The 25,594-nt window shown below is 37.3% G+C and carries 19 protein-coding genes; 13 read left to right on the top strand and 6 right to left on the bottom strand.

Going from position 1 to position 25,594, the window contains the following annotated elements; genetic code table 11:
• Positions 1–243 precede the first annotated feature (243 nt).
• The 4 genes from ACZ47B_RS00575 (at position 244) to ACZ47B_RS00590 (ending at position 7,354) form a co-directional block, all read left to right on the top strand.
• Positions 244–1,272, top strand: coding sequence for a phosphagen kinase (locus ACZ47B_RS00575; protein ID WP_464894734.1), 1,029 nt, complete (start codon positions 244–246; stop codon positions 1,270–1,272).
• 13 nt (positions 1,273–1,285) lie between these two features.
• Entirely contained in the window at positions 1,286–2,686 is a 1,401-nt protein-coding gene (locus tag ACZ47B_RS00580; RefSeq protein WP_464894735.1) for a chloride channel protein, read from the top strand.
• A 101-nt stretch (positions 2,687–2,787) separates the two neighbouring features.
• The gene (nifJ, locus tag ACZ47B_RS00585; protein WP_464894736.1) at positions 2,788–6,357 is read left to right on the top strand and encodes a pyruvate:ferredoxin (flavodoxin) oxidoreductase; all 3,570 of its coding nucleotides are present in this window, start codon (positions 2,788–2,790) and stop codon (positions 6,355–6,357) included.
• 1 nt (position 6,358) lies between these two features.
• Positions 6,359–7,354 (top strand): dihydroorotate dehydrogenase-like protein, encoded by a 996-nt coding sequence (locus ACZ47B_RS00590; protein ID WP_464894737.1) that lies wholly within the window; start codon positions 6,359–6,361, stop codon positions 7,352–7,354.
• A gap of 42 nt (positions 7,355–7,396) precedes the next feature.
• On the opposite strand, the gene ACZ47B_RS00595 is transcribed toward ACZ47B_RS00590, so the two are convergent.
• From ACZ47B_RS00595 to ACZ47B_RS00620, 6 genes are all read right to left on the bottom strand, one after another.
• Positions 7,397–9,307 (bottom strand): putative bifunctional diguanylate cyclase/phosphodiesterase, encoded by a 1,911-nt coding sequence (locus tag ACZ47B_RS00595; protein ID WP_464894738.1) that lies wholly within the window; start codon positions 9,305–9,307, stop codon positions 7,397–7,399.
• A gap of 140 nt (positions 9,308–9,447) precedes the next feature.
• Complete coding sequence (locus ACZ47B_RS00600; RefSeq protein ID WP_464894739.1) at positions 9,448–9,873, bottom strand: hypothetical protein; 426 nt, start codon at positions 9,871–9,873, stop codon at positions 9,448–9,450.
• The gene (locus ACZ47B_RS00605) at positions 9,870–11,789 is read right to left on the bottom strand and encodes a TonB-dependent receptor (protein WP_464894740.1); all 1,920 of its coding nucleotides are present in this window, start codon (positions 11,787–11,789) and stop codon (positions 9,870–9,872) included. Before ACZ47B_RS00605 ends, ACZ47B_RS00600 begins: the two co-directional genes overlap by 4 nt.
• A gap of 66 nt (positions 11,790–11,855) precedes the next feature.
• Positions 11,856–13,124: an MgtC/SapB family protein gene (locus tag ACZ47B_RS00610; protein WP_464894741.1), complete on the bottom strand. Its 1,269-nt coding sequence runs from the start codon at positions 13,122–13,124 to the stop codon at positions 11,856–11,858.
• Positions 13,117–14,391, bottom strand: coding sequence for a cation:proton antiporter (locus tag ACZ47B_RS00615; protein WP_464894742.1), 1,275 nt, complete (start codon positions 14,389–14,391; stop codon positions 13,117–13,119). The genes ACZ47B_RS00610 and ACZ47B_RS00615 overlap by 8 nt, the downstream gene beginning before the upstream one ends.
• A 30-nt stretch (positions 14,392–14,421) precedes the next feature.
• Positions 14,422–15,336, bottom strand: a complete 915-nt coding sequence (locus tag ACZ47B_RS00620; RefSeq protein ID WP_464894743.1) for an EI24 domain-containing protein — start codon at positions 15,334–15,336, stop codon at positions 14,422–14,424.
• Between the two features lie 210 nt (positions 15,337–15,546).
• On the opposite strand from ACZ47B_RS00620, the gene ACZ47B_RS00625 reads away from it, so the two are divergent.
• The 9 genes from ACZ47B_RS00625 to ACZ47B_RS00665 all read left to right on the top strand — a co-directional run bounded on the left by ACZ47B_RS00625 (position 15,547) and on the right by ACZ47B_RS00665 (position 25,590).
• The gene (locus ACZ47B_RS00625) at positions 15,547–15,747 is read left to right on the top strand and encodes a hypothetical protein (protein ID WP_464894744.1); all 201 of its coding nucleotides are present in this window, start codon (positions 15,547–15,549) and stop codon (positions 15,745–15,747) included.
• 30 nt (positions 15,748–15,777) lie between these two features.
• Complete coding sequence (locus ACZ47B_RS00630) at positions 15,778–16,347, top strand: DedA family protein (protein ID WP_464894745.1); 570 nt, start codon at positions 15,778–15,780, stop codon at positions 16,345–16,347.
• Positions 16,348–16,497: 150 nt separating this feature from the next.
• Complete coding sequence (locus ACZ47B_RS00635; RefSeq protein WP_464894746.1) at positions 16,498–17,634, top strand: YfdX family protein; 1,137 nt, start codon at positions 16,498–16,500, stop codon at positions 17,632–17,634.
• A gap of 123 nt (positions 17,635–17,757) precedes the next feature.
• Positions 17,758–19,155, top strand: a complete 1,398-nt coding sequence (locus ACZ47B_RS00640; RefSeq protein WP_464894747.1) for an MBL fold metallo-hydrolase RNA specificity domain-containing protein — start codon at positions 17,758–17,760, stop codon at positions 19,153–19,155.
• Positions 19,156–19,174: 19 nt separating this feature from the next.
• Positions 19,175–21,823, top strand: a complete 2,649-nt coding sequence (locus ACZ47B_RS00645) for a plasma-membrane proton-efflux P-type ATPase (protein WP_464894748.1) — start codon at positions 19,175–19,177, stop codon at positions 21,821–21,823.
• Between the two features lie 11 nt (positions 21,824–21,834).
• Positions 21,835–22,593 (top strand): polyphosphate kinase 2, encoded by a 759-nt coding sequence (gene ppk2 / locus ACZ47B_RS00650; RefSeq protein ID WP_464894749.1) that lies wholly within the window; start codon positions 21,835–21,837, stop codon positions 22,591–22,593.
• Between the two features lie 97 nt (positions 22,594–22,690).
• Entirely contained in the window at positions 22,691–23,632 is a 942-nt protein-coding gene (locus tag ACZ47B_RS00655; RefSeq protein ID WP_464894750.1) for a tripartite tricarboxylate transporter substrate binding protein, read from the top strand.
• A gap of 21 nt (positions 23,633–23,653) precedes the next feature.
• On the top strand, positions 23,654–24,112 hold the full coding sequence (locus ACZ47B_RS00660; protein ID WP_464894751.1) for a tripartite tricarboxylate transporter TctB family protein: 459 nt from the start codon (positions 23,654–23,656) through the stop codon (positions 24,110–24,112).
• Positions 24,109–25,590 carry a tripartite tricarboxylate transporter permease gene (locus ACZ47B_RS00665; protein ID WP_464894752.1) on the top strand — a complete coding sequence of 494 codons (1,482 nt, stop codon included), beginning with the start codon at positions 24,109–24,111 and terminating at the stop codon, positions 25,588–25,590. The genes ACZ47B_RS00660 and ACZ47B_RS00665 overlap by 4 nt, the downstream gene beginning before the upstream one ends.
• Positions 25,591–25,594: the final 4 nt, after the last annotated feature.

A 25,594-nucleotide genomic window follows, 5' to 3' on the forward strand; every position in this document is an offset into this window, starting at 1 on the left:
TAACGCCGTAAGGGAGTGTTACAAAAAGCACCCAAAGGGCAAGACAATAAGGCATTATCTGCTGTGTTAGATTTTCTCACCTTAACTACGGTTAGGCTTTCGAAAATCTGCCTTGCATATAACGCCTTCTTGTCTTGTCTAAAATTATATATGGTGCGTAACATCAGTTAATTATAACATTATTTATCTATTTTTTAAAAAAATTGCTCTATACTTATAATAGTTTTAAAAAAAGGAAAAAATATGAAATATCCCGATTTTCCGAAAGATTGCCGGTCAATGCTTTGCAAATATTTAACAAGAGATGTTTTTGAAGAATTAAAAGATAAAGTGACACCAGAGGGTTTTACCCTGCAAAAAGCTATCAACTCAGGATTGCAAAATATAGATAGCTCCATAGGGGTTTATGCGGGAGACAAAGAGTCTTATCAAGTTTTTGCTCCTCTTTTTGATCCAATCATCAAAGAGTATCACGGATTTGACAAGGATGCAAAACATACAAGTGATTTTGATCCGGACAAACTTGACATCACCGATCCTGATCCGGCAAATGAATACATCCTTTCTACCAGGATAAGAGTAGGTCGAAACCTAGATGGCTTTCCTTTGGGGACAATCATCACAAAAAAGCAAAGAGATGAAGTGGAATATATCGTTTCAACTTCTTTAAAATCTTTTAAAGATGATTTGGAGGGGCACTATTATCCTTTAAAAGGAATGTCAAAAGAGATACAAAATACTCTTATAAAAGATCACTTTTTATTTAAAGAGGGTGACAGGTTTTTGGAAGCTGCCGGACTTAATCGGGATTGGCCTGAAGGCAGAGGGATTTTTCATAATATTGATAAAACATTTCTAGTATGGATAAATGAGGAGGATGAGCTTAGGATCATCTCCATGCAAAAAGGCGGGGATATAAAAAAGGTTTTTACCAGACTTTTCAAAGGTGTAAAACTGCTTGAAAAGAGTATGAGATTTTTGAAAAGCGATCATTTGGGATATATAACATCCTGTCCGACCAACCTGGGAACTGCCATGAGAGCAAGTGTGCATATAAAACTTCCAAAGTTATCGAAAGATATGGAAAGTTTCAAAGCCATAACGGACAAAAATCATCTGCAGATAAGAGGAGTGCATGGTGAACACTCAAAAAGTGAAGGCGGTATTTATGATATAAGCAACAAAAGAAGATTAGGTATCGGCGAAGTAGAGTGCGTGAGAGATTTGTACGACGGTGTTAAAGAGTTGATAAAAAGAGAAAAAGAAATGTAACTAGGAGAAAGGCATGTCCAAAGAAGATGATACCGCGAAGATAGATGAAGAGAGTATAGTTGATGAAAAGACAGGAGGATGTTCGATAGAAGAGAAGATCGACTACAAAGGATATATAAAGAGGTGCCTAAACAGCAATATACAGTTAAAATTCGACCTTTTGGTTATCTCGCATTTCTTTGGCAGGTGGATACCATTTGCTATAGCCGTCGGTCTCATAACGGGTTCTATCGCCGCTCTTATGGATGTATTGATCATCAATATAAACAGATTTCTTACTACAAATATCATACTGATACTCATTTATCCTTTGCTGGTTTCAGTTATGGTCGGTTTTTTGGCTTCAAAAGACAACTCCATTGCAGGAGCCGGCATAGGGTATTCGGTTTTGCATTTAAAATCAAAAACGTATCTAAAATTGAAATCCATTTTGTATAAATTTATCCTTGCGGTATTTACACTTTCAGGCGGTTTTATAGCCGGCCGTGAAGGACCTTCATTTTTCCTTGGAGTCGGTATAGGTGAATGGGTAGGCAAGTCATATGGTCTTGGGAAAGGCTATAAAAATGTACTTGGCCTTATAGGTGGAGGTGCATTTACAGGTGCTCTTCTAAAAGCTCCCCTAGGTAGCAGTATCTTCGCGATGGAATTGGAAAATATGTATGACTTTGACTATCGTCCTTTTGCTCCCATGATAGTTGCTTCGATCATCAGTTATCTTACATTTTCATTTTTCAGAGGGACACATCCGTTTATCTTGCTAAGTGATAAACCCGAATGGACATTGATGAGCATACCTTATATCATCATAATGGGATTCGTTATATCACTTATAACATATGTATATACCTTTTTATTTCATTTCAGTATCGATATATCCAAGATAATCAGTACATTTAAAAGACCTATCATAGGTACACTTGTAGCTATACCTTTTTTGGTAGGACTTTACCTTGTAACAAGTGATATAGATATGCTCTCAGCCCCGGCACATATGAGTATAGTATCAAAACTGGCACAGGTTCCGTTTCCTATATATGTAGATATAAGTATCATCATTTTTACACTTATGATAACAAGTCTCACCATAGGGTTTGGGATACCGGGAGGCCTGGTTTTGCCAAATCTGATCATAGGTGCGGCAACCGGCAATATCTTTGGCCATATGTTCCCGGATGAAATGGTTATGTTCACACTTGCAGGTATGGGTTCAGCCTTGTCGGCTGCGGCAAAAACTCCTTTGGCTGCGATAGTGATGATAACAGAGATGAGTCATGCCGATGTTGTCATACCAATGACTTCGGCCGTTATAACCAGTTATATAACAAGTTTTGGATTTAGTTTGTATCTTGGGCAAGAAAATGCATTGAGACCCTTGCTTAAAAGAAGAGGAGTCAAAAAAACTAATAGTTGATAACCTGACCCCTTTTGTTTAACATTAAACTTATAAATTATTAAATTTAAAAGCTTAAAGTTGTAAAATGATGATAAATAAAATTCTTAAAGGGGTTATCTATGAGTAAAAAATTTGCAACGATTGACGGAAATGAAGCGGTTGCAAGAGTCGCCCACAAGGTTAACGAGGTTATATCTATATATCCTATCACTCCTTCTTCACCTATGGCAGAGCTTAGTGATGTATACAGCTCCAAAGGTGAAAAAAATATCTTTGGTACGGTTCCACTTATAATGGAGATGCAAAGTGAGGGAGGTGCCAGTGCTACAGCTCACGGAGCTATACAGGCCGGTTCACTAACTACTACTTTTACATCTTCTCAAGGTCTCTTGCTTATGATCCCCACCATGTACAAAATCGCAGGAGAATTGACTCCTACAGTTTTTAATGTTGCCGCAAGATCTTTGGCAGCCCAGGCACTCTCTATCTTTGGAGATCACCAAGATGTCATGGCTGTTAGGCAGACGGGTTTTGCACTTCTTAGTTCAAATTCAGTTCAAGAGGCTCATGACTTCGCTCTTATAGCTCAAGCCTCAACTTTAAGATCCAGAGTACCTTTTGTACACTTTTTTGACGGATTTAGAACTTCACATGAAGTAAATAAGATAGAGCTAATCGATGAAGAGACCATGAAGAAGATGATCGATATGGATTTGGTTAGAGCAAACAGAGAGAGAGCTTTAAAACCTGACAATCCTTTCATAAGAGGAACTTCTCAAAACCCCGATGTTTACTTCCAGGGAAGAGAGACGGTCAATCCATACTATCAAAAAGTTCCTTCTATTGTACAGGATGAGATGGATAGGTTTGCCAAGTTAACAGGAAGAGAGTATAAAGTTTACGAGTATCACGGTGCAAAAGACGCTACCGAGGTCATAGTACTTATGGGTTCAGCTGCTGAAGCTACGGAAGAGACGGTAGAGTATCTTGTAAGCCAAGGCGAAAAAGTCGGAGTTTTGAAAGTAAGACTCTTTTCTCCTTTTGATGCAAAACTTTTTGCCGCATCACTTCCAAAAACCGTTAAAAAAATCGCAGTTTTAGATAGAACAAAAGAGCCCGGAGCTGTTGGAGAACCTCTTTATATGAGTGTTATAACAGCCCTTAGCGAAATGAACGAGATGGATGAACTCGGTTTTGAAGTACCAAAAATTGTCGGTGGAAGATACGGCCTTTCTTCAAAAGAGTTCACCCCTTCCATGATAAAAGCGGTTTTTGACGAGTTGAAAAAAGATAAACCGAAAAATCACTTTACAGTCGGTATAAACGATGATGTGACCAAAACCAGTATCAAATGGGACGATGATTTCGAACTTGATGACAAAGAAACTTTTAAAGCTGTATTTTTCGGTCTTGGAAGTGACGGAACGGTAGGCGCCAATAAAAACTCCATCAAGATCATAGGAACTGAAACCGACAATTACGCTCAGGGTTACTTTGTATATGACTCTAAAAAAGCGGGCTCTGTAACAACTTCATTTTTGAGATTTGGTCCAAAACCGATAAAATCGACATATCTTATCAAAGAGGCTGATTTTGTAGCTTGTCATCAGGCAGTGTTTTTGGAAAAGTTTGAGATACTAAAATATGCCAAAAAAGGAGCGACATTCCTTTTGAATACGCCTTTTGGTGTAGATGAAGCCTGGGACAGACTTCCTAAAAAAGTCCAAGAAGAGATACTTGATAAAGAGTTGAAAGTTTATATCATAGACGGATACAGTGTCGCAAGAAAGAGCAACATGGGTGCAAGGATCAATACCGTTATGCAAACTTGCTTCTTTGCGATTTCCGGAATCCTTCCAAAAGATGATGCCATAGCCAAGATAAAAGATGCCATCCAAAAAACATACGGTAAAAAAGGCGAAAAAATCGTACAGATGAATTTCCAGGCAGTTGACAATACTTTGGCAAATCTTTATGAGTTGAAAGTACCAGACAAGGTTACAAGCGATATTCCGTTGCAGCCTGTTATAAAAGGTGACAATATGCCTGAATTCGTTCAGAAGATCACCAGAAAACTGATAGAAGGCAAAGGTGACGAACTGCCGGTCAGTGCCATACCGGCTGATGGAACATGGCCAAGCGGTACAACCCAGTATGAAAAAAGAAATGTCGGGCTTGAAGTTCCCGTATGGGATCCAAATACTTGTATCCAGTGTAATGAGTGTGTTTTGGTTTGTCCGCATGCGGTTATAAGATCCAAGATAGTTGATGAGAGTGATCTTAAAGATGCTCCTGAGGGCTTTAAAGTTGCAAAAGCAAAAGGTAGGGATTTTGATGATAGTAAAAAATTTACTATACAAGTTGCTGTTGAGGATTGTACCGGATGTACACTTTGTGTTGAAGTATGTCCTGCCAAAAACAAATCAAACGCAAGTTTGAAAGCTATCAATATGCATGAGCAACTTCCTCTAAGAGAAGAGGGTGCCAAAAACTGGGATGCATTTTTGAAACTTCCCGAGTTTGACAGAAGCAAGTTAAATCACTCTAAGATGAAAGATTCTCAGCTTCTTCAGCCATTGTTCGAATTTAGCGGTGCATGTCCCGGATGTGGTGAAACACCATATATAAAACTTGCAAGTCAACTTTTTGGTGATAGGATGTTAGTAGCCAATGCTACAGGATGCTCCTCTATATACGGTGGAAACTTGCCTACAACTCCGTGGACAAAAAACAAAGACGGCAGAGGTCCCGCCTGGGTCAATTCACTTTTTGAAGACAATGCCGAGTTTGGCTTGGGACTTAGACTTACAGTCGATAAGCACCAAGAACAGGCAAGAGATCTTTTAAAAAGTATGGCAGACAAGCTTGATGGAGACTTGGTAGCTGATATATTAAATGCAAGGCAAGTAGAAGAAGAGGAGATATACGCCCAAAGGGATAGAGTTGGTGAGCTTAAAAAAGAGTTGGAAATAATAGGAAGTGAAGAAGCCAAAACTTTGCTTGGACTTGCTGATTATCTTGTTAAAAAATCAGTATGGATCATAGGTGGTGACGGATGGGCTTATGATATAGGATACGGTGGACTTGATCATGTTCTTTCAACCGGTAAAAATGTCAATATACTTGTCCTTGATACTCAGGTTTACTCCAATACAGGAGGCCAGCAGTCAAAAGCTACACTAACAGGAGCAACCGCTAAGTTTGCAGCAAGCGGAAAGGCTGCTATGCCAAAAGATTTAGCCTTGATGGCTATAGCTTATGAAAATGTATATGTTGCAAGAGTGGCTATGGGAGCGAACGATAAACAAGTGGTCAAAGCATTTATGGAAGCTGAAAAATATGACGGACCTTCTATCATCATAGCTTATTCTCACTGTGTAGCCCATGGATATGATCTAAGATATGGTATGCAACATCAAAAGTTAGCGGTAGACAGTGGTTTGTGGCCTACTTTTAGATATAACCCCGAAGCTTTAAAAGAGGGCAAAAATCCTATGACTCTTGACTATAAGGGTCCTAAAATCCCTGTAAAAGACTTCATGTACACTGAAACGAGATTTAAAATGGTTGAAAAGATAAGCAGTGAACATGCAAAAGAATATCTACATACCGCACAGTACCATGCTGAACAAATGTATAAAAAGTATCAAGCCATCGCCAATACAGAATTTATAAAAGAGGGGGAGTAAAATGTCACTTGAAACTACATACTTAGGACTAACTTTAAAAAATCCTATCATTGCCGGTGCATCATATATCACCGGCTCCATTGACAGGATAAAAAAACTAGAGGATAATGGCATAGGTGCGGTAGTGATGCACTCTATATTTGAAGAGCAGATAAATCACGAAGCTCATGAACTTGACTTCTTTCTTTTTCAAGGAAGTGCAAGTTACGCCGAAGCTATGGAATATTTTGCGGATTTGGATAATTTTGACAATATCGAGAGTGAAGATTACCTAAAAGAGATAAGTGAGATAAAAAAGAGTGTGGATATCCCTGTTATCGCCAGTTTAAACGGAGTCAGCAGTGGCGGATGGATGAAGTTTGCATCAAAACTTGAAGAAGCAGGAGCTGATGCACTGGAATTAAATATCATATATATCCCAACCGATCCGAAACTTGACGGAAGAGATATAGAGCAGATATATCTTGATGATGTAAAAACAGTAAGAGAAAATGTCAAGATACCGATTTCACTTAAAATGAGTCCGTTTTTCTCAGCCCCTTTAAATATGGCTCAAAAATTTGTGGAAGCCGGAGTGAACGCTCTGGTACTTTTTGACAGACAGGCAAGTGTAGATATAGATATAGAAAATCTTGAAACAAAAAGGAAGATCACCCTTACCGATTCTTCGGCTTTGAGTGAAGCGTTGAGGTGGACTGGTATCATGTTCGACAGGGTCGATACCTACCTTTGTACTTCCGGGGGAGTCCATACTTATCAAGATGTACTCAAATCCGTCATGAGTGGAGCCGATGCGGTACAAATGGTATCAGCCATCATAAAAAACGGCGAAGAGTATGTATCAAAACTCTTAGAGGATTTGACTCTTTGGATGAGAGAAGAGGAGTATGAATCCATAAGACAGATGAGAGGAAGTCTTTCTTTGAAAAATACACCAAATCCTGCCGCTTATGAAAGAGCCAACTATATGAGGGCTTTGCAGGAATTTCAAAAATAGCTACATAAGCCAAACAGTGAATAAGTCCGTCATTTGGCGGGCTTATTCAAAAAACAGAACCTTCGGAGCCCATTTTCTAGATAGCAGATTGAGAGGTTTTCCTATATAATATCCCTGAGCCATATCTATGCCGCTGTTTTTCAAAATGGCAAGTATCTCTTTGTTTTCGACAAATTCCGCAATGGTTTTTATCTTCAGTGATTTGCAAATCTGTATAATATCGTGAACGATGGGTGGAATGTCTTTGTCGGATGAGATTTTAGAGATGATGGAGCCATCTATCTTTATATAATCCGGCTTCATGTTGACTATATAATCAAGCCCTGCGCTTCCGTTGCCGAAGCTATCAACTGCTATCTTTATGCCGTACAGTTTCAATTTTCTTATCCTGGCGCTTAGGGTTTTAAAATCATCTATATATCTGTTTTCATATATCTCTATAGTCAGTTTGTCGGCATTTTCTCTGTTTAGTTTTATGATATGCTCCACAAGGTCAAAAAGAGTATCATTTAAAAAATCATCTATGTTTAGATTGATACTTACTTTAACATTGTGTATTTTTATCATTTGAAAAGATTGAGAAAGGATATTTTTCGTTAATTCTATGTATGAAGGTGTTCTTTGTATGATAGGCAGGAACTGTGCAGGCAGATACATGCTTCCCTCCTCATCTATGATTCTTGCCAAAGCTTCATACTCTATGATCTTTCCTGTTTTTATATCGAGAATAGGCTGGAAAAAAGCTTTCAGTCTTCCCTCCTTCAAAGCTTTTAGTATTTGGTTTAAAAGAAGGATATTGTCCTCTTCATTTTTTTCGTTGAGGATTACGACTTTGTTCCTGCCTGTTCTTTTAGCTTCATAGAGCATTTCATCGGCACTTTTGATGGCATCCTCGATGGATTTGTTTCTAAAAGGGGTGGGGTTCACTCCTATGGAAACCGAAACCGATATATTTATATCCCCGACTCTTATGGGCATTGATGAGATGGTTTTTAAGATCCTTTGGCATATCTCTTTTGTAGTTCTTATGCTGTTTTGCTTGTTTAAAACGATCAAAAACTCTTCTCCACCGTATCTTATGACTTCATCAAAAGTTCTTGTAACACTAAGCAGTCTTTTGGATATCGATTCCAAAACTATATCCCCTGTTTTATGACCATATGTGTCATTTATCTTTTTAAAAAAATCCACATCTACCATGAGGATGGCACACTGTTTGAGATCGAGTTTGGGTGATATCTGTTTTAAATATCTCCTGTTGTAAAGATGAGTAAGAGGATCTATGTTACTTTTGTCTTTTTGTCTGAAGTACAAATATGCCTGAAAAAAACTAAAAAGTAGTATAAGCACTAAAATCATGGAAGTAATAAGCAGAGTTTTTTGGAGAGGTTTTATAACTGAAAAGAGTGTATCGTATTCGCCAATGGAGATATCAAAAACAAGTATAACTTTTTCTTTGGATGAATATTTTACGGGGTAGATATATGTAAGCCACAGTCCCGTAACTTTATTTTGTATGGTATAAACTGGTTTTTGGGTTTTTAATGCCTTGTTCCAGATGCTGGACATTGGTACAAATCTCTGCTTGAACTCTCCTCTTTGTGATATATTTTGAGATCCGTCCGCCAAATATCTCGGCAAGCCTTTTTTGTCTGTATAGACCATATATACATATCTGTATCTTTTGTTGGAAAAGAGTGAAAGTGTACTGTTTAGTTTTTTTCTCAAATCCGGATTGCGCTCGGCATTTTGGATGATATCGTTTTTTGTAAGCTTTAGGACCCTGTTTCGGATATTTTTTGCAAAACTTCTTACATGGTTTATCTCTATCTTTTTTATCTCTTTGGTCTCGTTTTGTATGATCTTGTTTGAAAGATAGTAGAGTCCTGTTATGATTATGGCAAGTCCGGTCAGAACCAAAAGATAAAATTTTATATAGTTTTTTCTTTTCACTGAAAAATCTCCTTTTTACCGAAAAAAACTCCGGTAAAAATTCCTCTCACCTAAGCTTTTGTCCTTATGGACATAAGTGAAACCTCTATATTGTTCATCTGTTTTTGTGATTTTAGCTGAAAACAATAAACATTTCAACTCTAATCCAGATATTTTAGATAAGACTTTGGTAAGCGCATATTTCTTTTTTGTATAATTTTAGAATTTATAAGCATATTGGGTCTTCCTTTTTGCCAAAAAAAGGCACCAAAATCAATATCGCTGTTTTGTTTGTAATCCTTGTATCTTGTGCTGATTATATTGGCTTCTTTATCTTTACACATTTTTTTTATCTTTCTTGAATTTTTGGTGATGATGATATCAGCTTTATAACATTTATCGACTCTGTGTATATTTTTTGCCGTTTTTAGAATATCCAAAAAAGAAGGATCATCTATGTATATCTTTATACTTTTCTTATTTGTTAGAAGATGAGCGATACTGAGTATGATCTGTGCTTTTATCTCAGAGAGAGTAATGCTGTACAAAGATATGGCAGCTAAAAAAAATACTATTAACTTTTTCAAAACTGATACTCCACACCTATCCAAACTCTTCTATCTATGACGTTTACATTGTTTATGGTATTTGTAACACCCATAAGAGGATTTATAGAGATATAGTCTGATTTTAAAGCTTCATTTAGTAAATTTTCACCTTTGATGTAAAAGTTCAACTTTCTGGAATATCTGTACGTTACCGTACTGTTTAGATTCCAGCCGTTTTGTTCGATACTGCTCCAATGCTTATATAAAAGTTCATTATAAAAGTCAAATTTTCCGTAAGTATTGGATGATGCAACGGAAACACCATAGTATTTTGATCCGTTACTCATGCTTTCTCCCTGATGATGCGTTATATCGCTCCAGTAGTTGAAGATAAGTTTGTTTTCTATATCAAAATTATATATATCCCTCAAAGAAAATGCATCGAAATACACTTTTTTATCACTGTTTTTAAAACTTGTACCGTCAAACAGCAGTTTATCTTTTGCATGAGTATGGCTAAGAAGCAATGAGACTAGATTGTTTTCATTTTTATACGAGAGCTGCGTAGCAAGTGCTATATCTTTTTCTTTTTTTGGATCACTTGTTTGATGATAAAAGACTCTGTTTTGCCACAGGGTCTGCATGGTGGGACTCGATGATCCTATGAAGATAAAACTTTTACTTGTCCAATGCTTATTGTGATATATATATCCGATACGACCGGACAGAAGATTGTAATTGCTTATCTCTTTGTTTTCATACTTTTTGTCATATTTCAAAGATAGTGTCAAAAGATTTGATTTGTCAAATTGATATCTGTTTTCCGCCATCAAAGATAGTGTTAACTCTTTGTTGTACTGCAGAGCATCTTTCAAGCTTATGTTTCCAAGATCAAAGTTTGAAAAGTCAAAGGATTTATAACGGCTTTGCAAACCTATGGTAAATTTGTTTTTTTCTTTGGAAAAGCTCTTGAACAATGCGGCATCACTTACTCTCTCTTTCATTTTGATATGAAGTGAATCATAAAGATAAGGCGGAGACGGAAACGGAAGAGGCATAAAACCCAGTATGGTTTTGGAGATATCGGTATGGTCGGTTTGATCCTGAGAAAAGTTTATATATGCCTTTAAGGAGCTCTTTTTATAGTAAAGACCGGCGTAAAAATAGTCAAAATCAGTACCGTTTTGCTTTGGGTCTATATTTAAACTATTGCCCATGAAATTATCCATGCTTCCACTGCTTGCTTGCATCTCGAACCTAAGGTCGTCTTTTTTAACAATCCCGTAGAGGTTGGTCATATTTTTATTTTTAGAGAGTGAAGTATCGTTGTAGTTTATACTCGCTCTTTTTAAATCCCTGTTATTTATATAAACCATGTACGAGAAATTTTCCCGGCTTTTAGCGGAAAATCCGTATATCTCTTTTGTTCCGTAACTTCCCAGGGCTCCTCCGATGAGACTTGTCTCTTCTCTGCTTGGCTCTTTAGTATAGCATTTTATGGTAAACCATGCCGGCTGTATCCCGAATTCCTGAGAAGGCACCCCCATGTAAACTTCTATGTGATCTATGAAGCCTATGCTCATTTGTCCAAAAAGCTTCAGGGCATTTCCATTGTAAGGAGTTACTAGTTCTCTGTCGTTGATATACACTTTGATACCGTTAGCTTGCTCAGGTTGATAAGGATAATAAAACGGAGAAGTAAGTCCTCCGTTATCTTCATTGTATCTTATAAAAGGGATCTTATCTATGATCTCTTTTAGGCTTTTTATCTGCATCCTATCAAGATCTTTTCTGGTATAAACTATCAAAAATCCCGCACTCTCTTTTTTCGTCTGGTTTGAAAGATCAGCAGCCTGCTCATAATGACCCAAAAGATTGTCTATGGATAAATTATCAGCAAAAAGAACGGTAGATACCAGTATCCATGAAGTTATCAACAATCTTACAGCATACATATATTTATTTTATCCTTTTTTATTTATATTATATACTTTATCTCATTAAAATTCGTTAAAGTATCATTAGCCTAAAAACCGGGTTATATACAATCCCGCTATCATAAAGCCCAAAGTCACTATGAAGAACTGTGCTACTTTCCATCCGAGTTTGAAACCACCCAGGTAAAGTACGATGCCGAGTTTTACTATGGAATTTGTTACCGAAGCTATGACTATACCGTACATTGAAGCACTTTCAACTAATTTTCCGTCTTTTGCAAGCTGACTTAAAGAGAGTGTTATGGCATCTACATCAGTAAGCCCCGAAAAAAATGATACTACATACACCCCAAGATTGCCATAGTGGGTCTGAACAAGTGCTATGGCACCGTATATGACACCAAAAAGGATACCAAAATTTATAGCCTCTTTTAATTGAAGCGGATTTTTCGACATTGCCGGATTGTCAAAGTTTATCTCTGCCGAGACGGAGTGTTTGTAAAGATAGTAGCTATATAACAGTCCACTTATGGCTGCAGCCATATAAGCAAGAGTAAGCTTCCATGCAAGTGAAGGATATATAACAAAAGCTTCGAAAAGTACTCTAAGATACATGATGGTACAAGCTATGGCAACTCCTCCGGCATAATTGTTTATGAGAGTGAACTGTTTTTGAAAAAGCTGGGATAAAGAGATGGAAACTGCCGTGGATGAGATAAGACCTCCTGCGGCTCCGGTTAAAAATACACCGTGTTTTTGCCCCAAAACTTTGATAGCCACATACCCTACAAATGAAATTCCAGCGATGATAACCGCCATAAGCCAAGTTTTGTAAGGATTGAAAAGATGATAAGGTCCTATCATTTTATCTGGAAGTATAGGTAAAACTATGAAACTCATGGCAAGTAAAAGAGTAACGGCATGTATATCTGTTTGACTTATATGTTTTTCAAGCTCTTTCAGTCTTGGTTTTATCTCTAAAACTATGATAACGACAACAGCTATGAATATAGCGTAATTTTTCAGTCCAAGCCATATCATTAGACCTAAAAAATATGTTATAAGAGCCGCGATCTGAGTTGTCATCCCCCAGTGCTTGTTGTCTAAAACTTTAAAGATGTACGAAGCGAGTATCATAGTCGAGAGTATGATGACCACAGTTATGGCAAATCCCGGGATTTGTTTGTTTATCCATCCTGAGAGATATCCTAAAAGCGCTATAAAAGAAAATGTCCTGCTTCCTGCAAAATAGTCCGTTTCGTTTTTGTATATATGTACCAGTGAACGCTGCATGCCTATGGCAAACCCCAAAACCAAAACGGTTATGATGGATTTTATGATCTCGTTATCCATTTGATACCCCCTTTTTAAGCACCCACCACTCGATGGATTTTGAAATTTTAGCAGAGGTTTTCATCAACTCTTTTTTCCATTTTGCCACCAAAACGGAAAAAGTCAAAGGAACTATGATGGTCGAGAGTGAAGAAGCCGCAACAAGTGCGGTAAAAAGTTGAACATCTATGAGATGTGCATCCAAAAGCAGTTTTGCCACTATGATTTCAGTAGTTAATCTTGCGTTTAATCCTATACCGATGGTCCAAGCTTCTTTTACGGTTATCTTTTTCATAGGCACCATCAAAAAGATACCTATCAGTTTTCCGGCAAAAGCCGCTATAAAAAGCAAGACGGCAAGTTCGGGAGCTTTTATCATGCCGTTTAGATCGGCACTCATGCCCACCCACAAGAAAAACATTACTCCAAAAAAACCGTAGCTTATGGCTCTTACGGATTTGGTAGCTTGCACTCCCATCTCTTTTGCATTGTTGAAAATGGGACGCATGAGTATACCCGCGGTTATAGCGCCCACTACCAGCCCAAGATCAGAATACTCCGCAAAACCCCCGAGGATAAATAAAACCACTATCGTTAGAACGATAAGATTGCTTACTTTGTTTTGAGTCCATTTTGCAACTCTTTTTAAAACGAATTTGTAGATAAACCAAGCAGCTACTATAAATATCCCCACATGTAAGAATATATCCGTTATCTCTTTGGTATCATTTATATGATGACCGGTTCTTATACTTATCCAAACCGATACGAATGCTACCAAAAAGACTTCTATGACATCATCGAGTACTCCTGCCCCTATGATGTAGTTTCCGACTTTTGTTTTTATGAGGTTGAATTCATCAAGTATGGGAACTATGACCGCTTCGGCTGTGGGCATACGGGTCAATCCTATGACAAAAGCTATGATCCATCCATATCCTAGCCATATCATGATGCCAAATCCAAGGATAAAAGGTACTATGGTATTTAAAACGGTAGCAAGTACTATATTGCCGCTTTGGCTTTTCATCTCTTTTACATCTATCTGCAAGCCTATGAAAAAAAGTAGAAAAAGCACTCCAAGATCTGAGAGAACCGAAAAGATTTCTCCGTTCGTGCCTTTTGTGAGCATATCACCTACGGGGGTATAGTATATGCCCATAGCGACAAATAAAGCAGATATGATCCCTGGGATTTTTACTCTCTCTAGAAATCCAGTTAAAAAGTAACTCAAGCCGAAAAGTAACGCTATAAGGAGTAAAAATTCTCCAAGGAGTTGATCATTCATAAAAATCCTTTTGGTTAGGAAGTTTACATTTTAGAGATGCCCTTTATTTTTATAAGCCTCCAGATAATAATATGTTGCAAATTCTCCAAAATATGGACCAAAGATATTTAGTACCGGCACAAGGTTGAACAGTGATGCTACGAAAGTTATCGTCCATATGGGAAATCTGTGCTCTTTTTGCATCTCTTTCAATTCATCTTTATCATAAAAAATAGTGCCCATATCATAAGAAAAAGTATTTTTACCAAGCCACATCCAAACACCTATCTGTATAAAAAAGTTTAAAATAGGGATAAAAAGCAGAGGAAAAAACAGTAGCGAAAGTATCAGATATATAGCGCCGTCTTTTAGTGTATAGGTTATGATTTTTATCTCGGAAACTTTTTTTAAAGAGTAGCCAAGGGCGCTATCAAGGATATTTTCACTAAACATACCGACAAAAAGTAAAAGTGAAACTATAAAAAGACTGTACAAAAGATATATAGCAAAAAGGTATGCCATCGACTGTTCAACCGTTTCAAAAGGAAGCCATGTCAAAAGTCTTGCAAGTGCGTTATGAATGGCAGTATGGTTAAGATACCATATTAAAGTCCAAAAAAGTATGACGGCAAATGCCGTAGTTATGATATAAAGTGGATACTTTTTGACCTTTGATTCTTCCATGATAAAAATACCAAAAACTATGATGATAAATGCAAACGATATAAATATAGCTTGTATAAATATAACAGAAGAGAGCATCCATGCTCCGTTTGACTTGATAAGAGCAAAAGGAACGAAGTCTAAAAGTGAAGCAGTGAAGCTAACAAGTGGGTGCCAAAGTATATATCCTATACCGAACCAAACAACCATAAGACCTATACCGCTTAAAAGTGCAAATTTTGCAACATTCCATTTTATTATGGTTTTAAAACCTTCCATTAAAGCATATAAAAGCTCATTCATCTGCATATCTCCTAAATCTATATTTCGTGAGTAGTGAGTAGTGAGTAGTTAGAGGATAGGGTAATTATTCTCCTTTTCACTCTTCACCACTCATCACTCGCTCTTCACCACTCACTAATTATACCACTTTTTAACTTTTATACCTGTTTTTGAGTTAACATCAGTTAAAATGTGATAAAATGTTGTTTAAAATTATTGGAGGTGATTTAAATGAAAGCAAAACTTGAAAGATTAAAAGAAGAAGTCAAAAAAAGCGACAAGATAAAAGAGGAAGAAAAAGAACAGGCTCTTAGCAAGATACATGAGTGGTATTTGGAAGACCAGGCGGAAGCAAAAGGTGTCATAAGTAAAGAACTTTTGAAGATTTCAAGTGAACTATCTCCCATCTTGGAAGAATTGGGTTTGATGTAGCATCAACACTAAAAAGATATAGATACTTTCATGGATATACTTTTAAACCTGCTGCTTCAATTTGTCGACAAGATAGGGTATACGGGTTTGTATGTATATATGTTCCTTGTCGGAACTTTCGTACCGGTTCCAAGTGAACTGGTACTGATACCAAACGGTTATCTCGCATCTATCGGGGATAAAAATTACTTATCTCTTTTGATGGTAGGATCACTAGGCAGTTTAAGCGGTGCAATGTTCAATTACTATTTTGCTTTGTATGTCGCTAAAAAATTCTTAAAAGGCAAAAGAGTACTTGGTAAAGTAACGAGGTTTTTTAGAAAACATGGTAAGATATCTGTTTTTTTAGCACCTTTGACCCCCGGAATGGGGCAGTACATCTCCATACCCGCCGGTCTTTCGAGACTTAAACTAAAGTACTTCATACCCTTGACATTTTCAGCAAATCTTATATGGGTAAACTTCATGCTTCTTATAGGATACATCTTCGGCAATACCAACGACAATCATCAAAAAGTCGTCTATGTCACACTTGGGCTGTTATGCTTGGTCATACTGATTTCAACCATCTATGTATATAGAAATATAAAACAAAAATAAAATATCAATATACTTTAGCTTATAACTATCAAGATAGCTTATAAAATAAGTTAAAAATCATAAAATTTCATACTAAACTAAGTTTGAGTTTACTTTTGTTTACCTTATATATTTTATAATTACAACATATAAATTTTTAAGGAGTAGAAGATGAAAAAAAGATATATACTATCTACAGTTTTGGCGGGATTATTGTTTGGTGCGAGCGGGCTTTATGCAAGTAGTGGAATGAAAGACAGTGTTTCTAAGCAAGAACAACAAGCTTTATCAAACCCAAGTTATGTACAAGGGCATAAAAAAGCGGATGCAAAAGTTGAAGAAACCATATCTAAAGATGAGTTTATGGCAAAATTAAAAACCAATGCTTTCAATAGTGAAGTTTCAAAAGATGAAGCCCAAAGAATCAGAAATGTCATAAACAAAGAAGCTGCTCATAGCAGAGCCATGTTTAAAAAGGCTCCAAAAGAGGTAACCGAGGGTTTGGCTCAAACAGTTGTGGCATTGGAAGCTTTGGGGCATAAGGATACTAAAACAGCAGCAAAAGCTTTGCAAAAAGCTACAAAATATTTTGATAAAGCTTTAAAAGCTGATCCTAATTTAGGACTTGTTCCGATAGAGCAAGATGTGGTTGCTTATGAGTTCTTGGGTTCAGCCAAAAGTGTTTTGGTAGCGGAAGATATCGCTAGAAGTGCCATAAAAAAATATGATGTTCAACTTGCTGTTGATATGTTGGCGCCTTTAAAAGATGAAGTGGATATCACTGTTCACTACTTGCCTATGGATTTATACCCAAGTTCTACTAAAATCGCTCAAAGATTGTTAAAACAAGGAAAGATAAAAGAAGCTGCAAGAGAGCTGATTTTGGGATTTAGTACTGTGGTCGCAGATGAGGTTGTAGTGCCTATACCTCTTATTTCCGCTCAAGATTTGGTTATAAAGGCTTCTAAACTTAACAAGAAAAATAAAAAAGAGGCAAGAGCTTTACTTGAAGAAGCAAAAGATGAACTCTTAAAAGCAAAATATCTTGGCTATACAAAAGGTTATGAAACTGCATATAAAGAGTTAAGAAGCAAGATAAACAACATTGAAACAGAAATCAAAGGTAAAAACAGAGTTGAAGCACTGTATGAAGATATAAAACATAAATTTGACTCACTTTTACACAAAAACAGAAAAAATAAAAAAAGTATAGGCAGTTCTTTGGCAAAAGAGCACAGAAGTGCCAAAAAAGAGGAAAATCAAGATGTAGTCAACTTTGTAAACAAAGAAAGACTTGACGCATTTTAATGTGAAACACTTAGAGGGTTTATATCCTCTAAGTGATAAAGTGGTATAATGCCGTGAAGGTCAGTTGACTAACAGACAAATTCAGGAGAGTTATTGGATAATATAAGTTAAAAAGGATATACCATGGCACTTGTCCAATCATTTGGGGCGGCGGAAGTAGTTACAGGGTCTTGTCATCTTTTGCAGATAGAAAATGAACCAAAGATTATGGTTGACTGCGGGATGTTTCAAGGAAGAAATGAAGAGAAAAATTTCGAGCCGTTTGGGTTTGAGCCAAGAGATGTTGATATACTTCTTATAACTCATGCTCATTTGGATCATGTTGGGAGGATTCCTAAACTTGTAAAAGAGGGGTTTAAAGGTCGTATTATATCTTTGCGTTCTACCATAGACTTGGCTGAAGTCGTTCTTTTGGACAGTGCTCATTTGATGGAAGAAGAGTTTAAAACTAGATACAAAAAGGCTCAAAGAAGAGGTGAAGAGGAGAAGGTTAGAAAACCTTTATATACCGTTGAGGATGTAGAGGATGCTTTAAGCCTTCCTATAGAGTATATAAGTTATGATGAAGAGATAAAACTCTCCCCCAGTATCACGGCAATTTTTAGAAACGCGGGTCACATACTCGATTCTGCCATCATAGAGATAAATTACAAAGAAAACGATGCGGATAAAAAGATAGTATTTAGTGGAGACCTTGGCAATCACAATGACCTCGTGATGCCGGACCCTGTAAAGATAAAAGATGCCGATACACTCTATATCGAATCAACCTATGGCGATAGAAATCACAAAGGTATCAAAGACAGCCTCGAAGAGTTCAAGCAAGTTATAACAAGCACTCTTTTAAATGAGGGTAATGTTCTTATCCCCTCTTTTGCGATAGAGCGAACCCAGGAAATTCTTTGTATATTGAAACAAATGTATGACAAAAAAGAGTTGCCTCTTTGTGAGATATATATAGACTCTCCTATGGCTATAAGGGCAACTAAACTTTATGACCTCTACCATGAAGAGCTTAGTAAAACCTGCAATGACTACCTAAAAAGAGACGGCAATATCTTTGAATTTTCTTATGTAAGATATACTCTAAATCCTGATGAATCAAAAAAGATCAATGAAAAAAGAAGCGGTTGTATCATCATAGCAGGAAGTGGGATGTGTACGGGAGGACGGATACTTCACCACTTCAAACACAGACTTTGGAATGATAGAAATGCACTATTGTTTGTCGGCTATCAGGCGGAAGGAACACTTGGTAGAAAGATAGTTGACGGGGCAAGAACTATAAAAGTATATCATGAAGAGATAGCGGTAAAGGCAAGCATATATACGATAAACGGTTTTTCAGCTCATGCGGATCAAAATGACTTGATAGAGTGGATGAAAAGTTATGAAAAATTGGGTAAAGTTTATCTTATCCATGGAGAAAAAGATAAGCAACTTGTTTTTAAAGATGTGATAAAAGAGAAACTTGGCAAAAAAGCCCATATAGTAAAACAGGCTGAAAAGATATGGATATGAGAATATAGGAGGAGATGCAATGAGTGATGAAAAAAAGAGTGAAACTCAAGATGTGGATAATTTAAAAGGTTTAAGTGAAAAAGAGGTCAAAGAGAGGCTTCAAAAGTTTGGATATAACGAAATAAATGAAAAAGAAGAAACATGGCTGCATCGTCTCTTTAAAAAGTTTTGGGGTCCGATTCCCTGGATGATTGAGATAGCAGCTATTCTTTCTGCAGCAGCACAGAGATGGGAAGATTTTTCCGTTATTGTGTTTATGCTTTTAGTTAATGCTTTTGTTGATTTTTATCAGGAGTCAAAAGCTTTGAGTGCCATAGCAGTACTGAAAAAAAAGCTTGCAAGAAAAGCCATTGTACTGCGTGATGGAGAATGGAAAACTATTGACGCAAGAGAAATTGTTCCTGATGATATTATAAAGGTCAAAATCGGAGATGTTGTTTCTGCAGATTGTATTTTACTCGGCGGTGGGGATTTCTTACAAGTCGACCAGTCTGCATTAACAGGAGAATCCCTTCCTGTAGATAAACAAGCCGGAGAAACGCTTTATGCGAATGCAATTGTAAAACAGGGTGAAATGATAGCCCGTGTTACTGCAACAGCACTCAATACTTACTTTGGAAAAACAGTAGGACTTGTTGCAAAAGCAGAAAAAGAAGAAAATGGACATTTTCAGAAGATGGTCATAAAAGTAGGGGATTACCTCATTATTATGACACTCTTTTTTATCGCAATAATAGTTTTACATGGAGTGGCATATCATGAACCTCTTGTAGATTTACTCATATTTGCACTTATCTTAACTGTTTCTGCCATTCCGGTAGCTATGCCGGCAGTCTTAACGGTTACTATGGCTTTAGGCGCCAGGGTTCTTGCTAAAAAAGAGGCAATTGTCACCAAACTTTCAGCTATTGAAGAAGCTGCGGGTATGGACATTTTGTGTTCAGATAAAACGGGAACACTTACGCAAAATATAATGAGCCTTTCAGACCCTTATCTTGCAGCCAATCATACAGAAGATGAGCTTATGCTCTATGCTGCGTTTGCAAGTAAAAAGGAAAATCAAGATCCTATAGAAAAGCCTATATTTGATTATCTTGATGCACATAAGCTTACAGATAAATTAACAGCAAAGAAAATGAAAAAATATGTGCCTTTTGACCCTGTAAGTAAAAAAACAGAGGGTATTTTTGAAGATGATCTGATTTATACAAAAGGCGCACCTCAGGTCATCATTGAACTGTGTGATGAAAATGAGTTTGACAAAAAAGAGGCCTATGCAACGGTTGAAGATTTTGCCAACAAAGGTTTTAGGGCTCTTGGTGTAGGCTATAAAAAAGAGGGCGAAGATAAGTATCATTTTGTTGGATTGATACCTCTATTTGACCCTCCACGTGAAGATTCTAAAGAGGCTATTGAAGAGGCAAATGCAAAAGGCGTTGCAGTTAAGATGGTTACAGGTGATAACATTGCTGTTGCTAAATATATTGCAGGAATCTTAAATATTGGTCAGGATATAGAAAATATTAAAGAGTTAAAAGGGCAAAGCACAAAAGAGTATGTCTATCTTGCTGATGTCATCTCCCGTGCAATTGTAAAAACAGTTGAAAAAGATGCAGATGAAGCACAGATAAAAAGAGATGTAGAGCAGATCGTAAACAGTGTACAAAAAGAGCTAGAATCAAAACCTCTACCTGAAGGCAGTGTCAGACAGCATGAATCTGAGATCATTAAGATCATAGAAAAAGCAAATGGTTTTGCACAGGTTTTCCCTGAAGATAAGTATTTCATTGTCGATAAATTGCAAAAAGCAAACCATATCGTCGGTATGACAGGTGACGGTGTTAATGATGCACCGGCACTTAAAAAAGCGGACTGTGGAATCGCCGTTAGTGGTGCAACAGATGCGGCTCGTGCGGCTGCAGATATTGTTCTTATGGCTCCGGGACTACGTGTTATCGTCGATGCAATCAAGCAGGCCAGAATTGTTTTTGAGAGAATGAAAAGCTATGTTGTTTACAGAATCGCTGAAACCGTAAGAATTATTATCTTTATGACGCTCTCTATTGTAATTTTTGACTTCTATCCGATTACGGCTATTATGATTATCCTTTTGGCACTGTTAAATGATATCCCAATCATGACGATTGCGTATGACAATACAAAAGTGGAGAAAAAGCCGGTTCGTTGGGATATGAAAGTTGTTTTCGTCCTCTCTACATGGTTAGGTGTTGCCGGAGTTTTAAGTTCGTTTACTATTTTCTATATCGTTATGATCTATTTAAAATCACATCCCGATACGGCAATGTTTTTACCGCAAGTGCCTGCATGGGTAGATATGAAAGATGACAAATCATTTTTAGGTTTTGTGCAGACACTCTTTTTTGTGAAGTTGATTATTGCAGGGCACTATACGATTTTTAATACACGTATTGCAGACTGGTTCTTCAAAAAACCATATCCGTCATGGCCGCTTGTCACGGCATCACTTGTAACTGCTTTGGCAGGAACTGCTATTGGATTATATAGTTTTGGTTTAATTCCAAGAATCAACTGGCAATGGGCACTCTTCTTATGGGGATATGTTACATCTTGGTTTATTTTTAATGATGTTGTTAAGATGGCTGTTATCAAATACTATAAAAAACGTTATGGCGAAGACGCTTTATAAAAGGTTTTATTATGAAGAAAAAAGAGTATAAAAAAGAGCTTTATGAGCTTCAAGTGGAGCTTGTGAAGTTTCAGAAGGAAGTTATAAAGAAAGACTTGAAAGTCTGTGTTGTCTTTGAGGGACGTGATACCGCAGGCAAGGATGGGACTATCAAAAGATTTACCGAGCATTTAAGTCCAAGAGAAGCAAGAGTTGTAGCTCTTGGAAAACCAAGCGATGAAGATAAAAAGTCTTGGTATTTTCAGAGATATGTACCACATTTGCCAAGAGGAGGTGAGATAGTATTTTTTAACCGAAGCTGGTATAACAGGGCAGGAGTTGAAAAAGTGATGGGCTTTTGTACAAAAAAAGAGTATAAAGACTTTATGGCTGAAGTTGAAAGTTTTGAGCATTTACTGGTTCATTCAGGCATCATTTTCATAAAATACTATCTTGATATCAGTAAAGATGAGCAGCAAGAAAGACTTAAAGCTAGAAAAACCGACCCGCTAAAACAGTGGAAGATAAGCCCCATAGATGAACAAGCCCAAAAGTACTGGGATGCCTACTCGAAAGCGAGAAATGATATGTTCGATAAGACATCCTTTGCCTTTGCCCCATGGTGTATAGTTCATACCGATGAAAAAAAAGAGGCAAGGATAAATGCGATGAAACATTTTCTCTCATCAGTGGATTATCCCGATAAAAAAGAGGATTTGTTAGTCTATGACCATGATATATTGTGTAGGTTTGATTCAAGTTGTTATAAGAGGGGATTGATATTTCCATAATATTAAAACAAACATTTTATTTTTTTTACATTTATTTTTGATAAAGTTTTATAGTATTTATGGTAACATAATAAAAACTTTCCCCAAAGGAGAAAATATGAGAAAACTTATCTCAGTTGTACTGTTTATAGTGACAGTCATGGCAGCCAGTAGTTTTGCGGCTTATCCCTCAAGAACCGTGAAGCTTATCGTTCCTTCAAAAGCCGGTGGATCAACCGATACCACAGCCAGACTTTTTGCGCAAACCGCAAAAAAATACTGGAAAGGCATAGACTTTATCATAGTTGACAAACCAGGTTCAGGCGGTCTTATGGGCTTTGAAGCGGAAGCAAGGAGCAGAGCTGACGGTTATACTCTTGGCTTGATGTTCACCCCTCAGATAGTAGCTCACATAGTAGCTAAAAGAGCTCACTACACACTTGACAGTTTCAAGATAGTAGGCAACATAGCCGAAGATCCCGAGATCGTTGTAGTTCCCGCACAAAGCAGTGTAAAAAATCTTGATGATTTGGTAAAATTGGCAAAATCAAAAAAGATAACCGCTGCGGTAAACGGTATAGGAAGTGATGACTTTTTAGCAGCAAAGAATTTTGAAGCGCTAACCGGTGTCAAGTTCAACCTTATGCCTACAAAAGGATCAACCGAAGAAAAAGCTGCGATTCTTGGAAACCACATAGAAGTAGCTTTTATGAACCTCTCTCAAATGTTAGCCCAGCATAAAGCTGGAAAAGCGAGGATCATCGCCATAATGGCTGATAAAAGAGCGGATGTGGCACAAGATATCAAAACTGCGGCAGAGCAGGGTTATAAAACCTATATGACCGCAACAAGAGGTATGATAGTCAGTGCAAAGGTAAAAAAACCTATCTTTGACAAGATCGAGGATCTATTTAAAAAAGTCGTAAACGACAAAGACTTTAAAGCAAAATGTAAAAAAGCTTTTATCTTTTTGAAACCTATGTATTCAAAAGAGTACAGAGCGTATCTTGAGCAGTTGCAAAAAGATACACAAAAGGTATATGACTCTTCTCCATGGTAAGAGAAGGGATAAAGAAACAATATGAGTAAAAAATATATAGATATATCGATCAGTATATTTTTTATCGTTTTAGCGGTACTTCTTTACAGGAGTACCGCCACATTTCCAAAATCGGCACTTTTTACAACAGCCGTTTACGTTAAATTTTTAGCTTATGCTTTGGGTATTGCCGCAACTATTCAACTCTTTTTTTCTTTTTCCATAGACTCCAATCAAAAAATAATATTTGCAAAAGAACCTAAAAAATTCTTCATACTTATAGTATTGCTGATATTATATGTATGGATAATGAGATATATCGGATTTATCATTTCAACTTTGATATTTTTACCTTATACTATGAGATTCATGGGATATAAGAAAGTGATAAAATCGATCATCATCTCGGTAGGTGTCACCCTTTTTGTTTATATACTATTCGTTAAAATGTTCGAGATACAACTTCCTGAAGCCACTATATTTTTTGGAGCTTCGTTATGATATTGCTTGATGCTTTGCATGCGGTATTTACATTTGATGTTTTAAGCGCGGTTACTATCGGCTCCATTGCCGGTATCATCATAGGCGGTATGCCTGGACTTACGGCTACTATGGCTGTTGCACTTTTGATACCTATAACCTTTTCTTTCTCTCCTCTTATAGGGCTTTCCTTGATGGGTGGAGTGTATGCCGGGGCAATGTATGGAGGCTCCATCGCGGCCATACTTCTCTCTACTCCAGGAACTCCGGCAGCAGCAGCAACCGCTATAGAAGGATATCCTCTTACAAAACAGGGAAAAGGAGGTTTGGCTCTTAAGGTCTCAGTTGTAGCAAGTTTTATAGGCGGAACATTTTCTGTCATAGTTTTACTTTTAGTGTCACCTCTTCTTGCCAAATTTGCTTTGAAGTTCGGACCACCTGAGTATTTTTTGCTTGCTTTGATGGGTTTGACGGGTGTTGTATCTGTTTCAAGCGGAGGACTAGTGAAGGGTATCATTTCCGGACTTATAGGGCTTATCATAGCATTGATAGGCACAGATGCCATGAGTGGGATGCTCAGATACACTTTCGGTCAGGTAGAACTTTATGAGGGTGTATCTTTTATGCCGGCACTTATAGGTATGTTTTCCATAGCCCAAATGCTAGAGCTTACAGGTGAAAAAAGGATAGCCAATGATGACATAGATCTCTCTACTATAAAAAGAGAAAAGATGCCAAAAGGGATGGCTCCTTTCATAGCTTTGGGAACGGCAGTAGGTACGCTTGTGGGTATCATACCCGGTGAAGGTGCTACCATAGCGGCATTCGTATCTTATAACATGGCAAAACAAAAATCAAAACTAAAACACCTTTTCGGAAAAGGAAACCCTGAGGGCATAGCAGCGGCAGAAAGCGGGAATAACGCCTGTGTGGGAGGCTCACTCGTACCTCTTTTGACTCTTGGAATCCCCGGCAATACAGTTTCAGCAGCACTCATGGGAGGCTTGATGATACAAGGTCTCATACCAGGTCCGGAGCTTTTTACAAAATATGGACAGATAACTTACGGATTTATACTATCACTTTTTATAGCGAATATCGTCTTTTTGATCGTAGGTCTGTTTTTCGCTCCATATTTTGCAAGGATCGCTCTTATACCGGCACCCATTCTCATAGCTGCTATCAGTGTTTTTTCAGTTGTAGGCTCATATGCCATCAACAACAGTATGTTTGATGTGGGTATTATGCTTGTTTTTGCTATAGGCGGTTTCTTTTTGAACAAACTGAACTTTTCTCTGAGTGCTATCATACTCGGTATGATCTTGGGACCTATCGCTGAGTCGGGATTTGCCCAGGCTCTTACTATCTCAGGAGGCGGGTACGGGATATTTTTTGCTTCGGTGCCGGCTAAAATACTATGGGTTATCATTATCGTACTTTTGGTGCAGCCACTCATAGGACACTATAGAAGCAAAAAGATAAAAAATACGGCGTCGTAAGAAG

This window comes from Thiofractor thiocamini (assembly GCF_055384375.1).

Bases quoted from the DNA above. Each gene is read 5' to 3' on its own strand.
- ACZ47B_RS00575 (WP_464894734.1), top strand. From the start codon at position 244: ATGAAATATCCCGATTTTCCGAAAGATTGCCGGTCAATGCTTTGCAAA.
- ACZ47B_RS00580 (WP_464894735.1), top strand. From the start codon at position 1,286: ATGTCCAAAGAAGATGATACCGCGAAGATAGATGAAGAGAGTATAGTT.
- nifJ (WP_464894736.1), top strand. From the start codon at position 2,788: ATGAGTAAAAAATTTGCAACGATTGACGGAAATGAAGCGGTTGCAAGA.
- ACZ47B_RS00590 (WP_464894737.1), top strand. From the start codon at position 6,359: ATGTCACTTGAAACTACATACTTAGGACTAACTTTAAAAAATCCTATC.
- ACZ47B_RS00605 (WP_464894740.1), bottom strand. From the start codon at position 11,789: ATGTATGCTGTAAGATTGTTGATAACTTCATGGATACTGGTATCTACC.
- ACZ47B_RS00610 (WP_464894741.1), bottom strand. From the start codon at position 13,124: ATGGATAACGAGATCATAAAATCCATCATAACCGTTTTGGTTTTGGGG.
- ACZ47B_RS00615 (WP_464894742.1), bottom strand. From the start codon at position 14,391: ATGAATGATCAACTCCTTGGAGAATTTTTACTCCTTATAGCGTTACTT.
- ACZ47B_RS00620 (WP_464894743.1), bottom strand. From the start codon at position 15,336: ATGAATGAGCTTTTATATGCTTTAATGGAAGGTTTTAAAACCATAATA.
- ACZ47B_RS00625 (WP_464894744.1), top strand. From the start codon at position 15,547: ATGAAAGCAAAACTTGAAAGATTAAAAGAAGAAGTCAAAAAAAGCGAC.
- ACZ47B_RS00630 (WP_464894745.1), top strand. From the start codon at position 15,778: ATGGATATACTTTTAAACCTGCTGCTTCAATTTGTCGACAAGATAGGG.
- ACZ47B_RS00635 (WP_464894746.1), top strand. From the start codon at position 16,498: ATGAAAAAAAGATATATACTATCTACAGTTTTGGCGGGATTATTGTTT.
- ACZ47B_RS00640 (WP_464894747.1), top strand. From the start codon at position 17,758: ATGGCACTTGTCCAATCATTTGGGGCGGCGGAAGTAGTTACAGGGTCT.
- ACZ47B_RS00645 (WP_464894748.1), top strand. From the start codon at position 19,175: ATGAGTGATGAAAAAAAGAGTGAAACTCAAGATGTGGATAATTTAAAA.
- ppk2 (WP_464894749.1), top strand. From the start codon at position 21,835: ATGAAGAAAAAAGAGTATAAAAAAGAGCTTTATGAGCTTCAAGTGGAG.
- ACZ47B_RS00655 (WP_464894750.1), top strand. From the start codon at position 22,691: ATGAGAAAACTTATCTCAGTTGTACTGTTTATAGTGACAGTCATGGCA.
- ACZ47B_RS00660 (WP_464894751.1), top strand. From the start codon at position 23,654: ATGAGTAAAAAATATATAGATATATCGATCAGTATATTTTTTATCGTT.
- ACZ47B_RS00665 (WP_464894752.1), top strand. From the start codon at position 24,109: ATGATATTGCTTGATGCTTTGCATGCGGTATTTACATTTGATGTTTTA.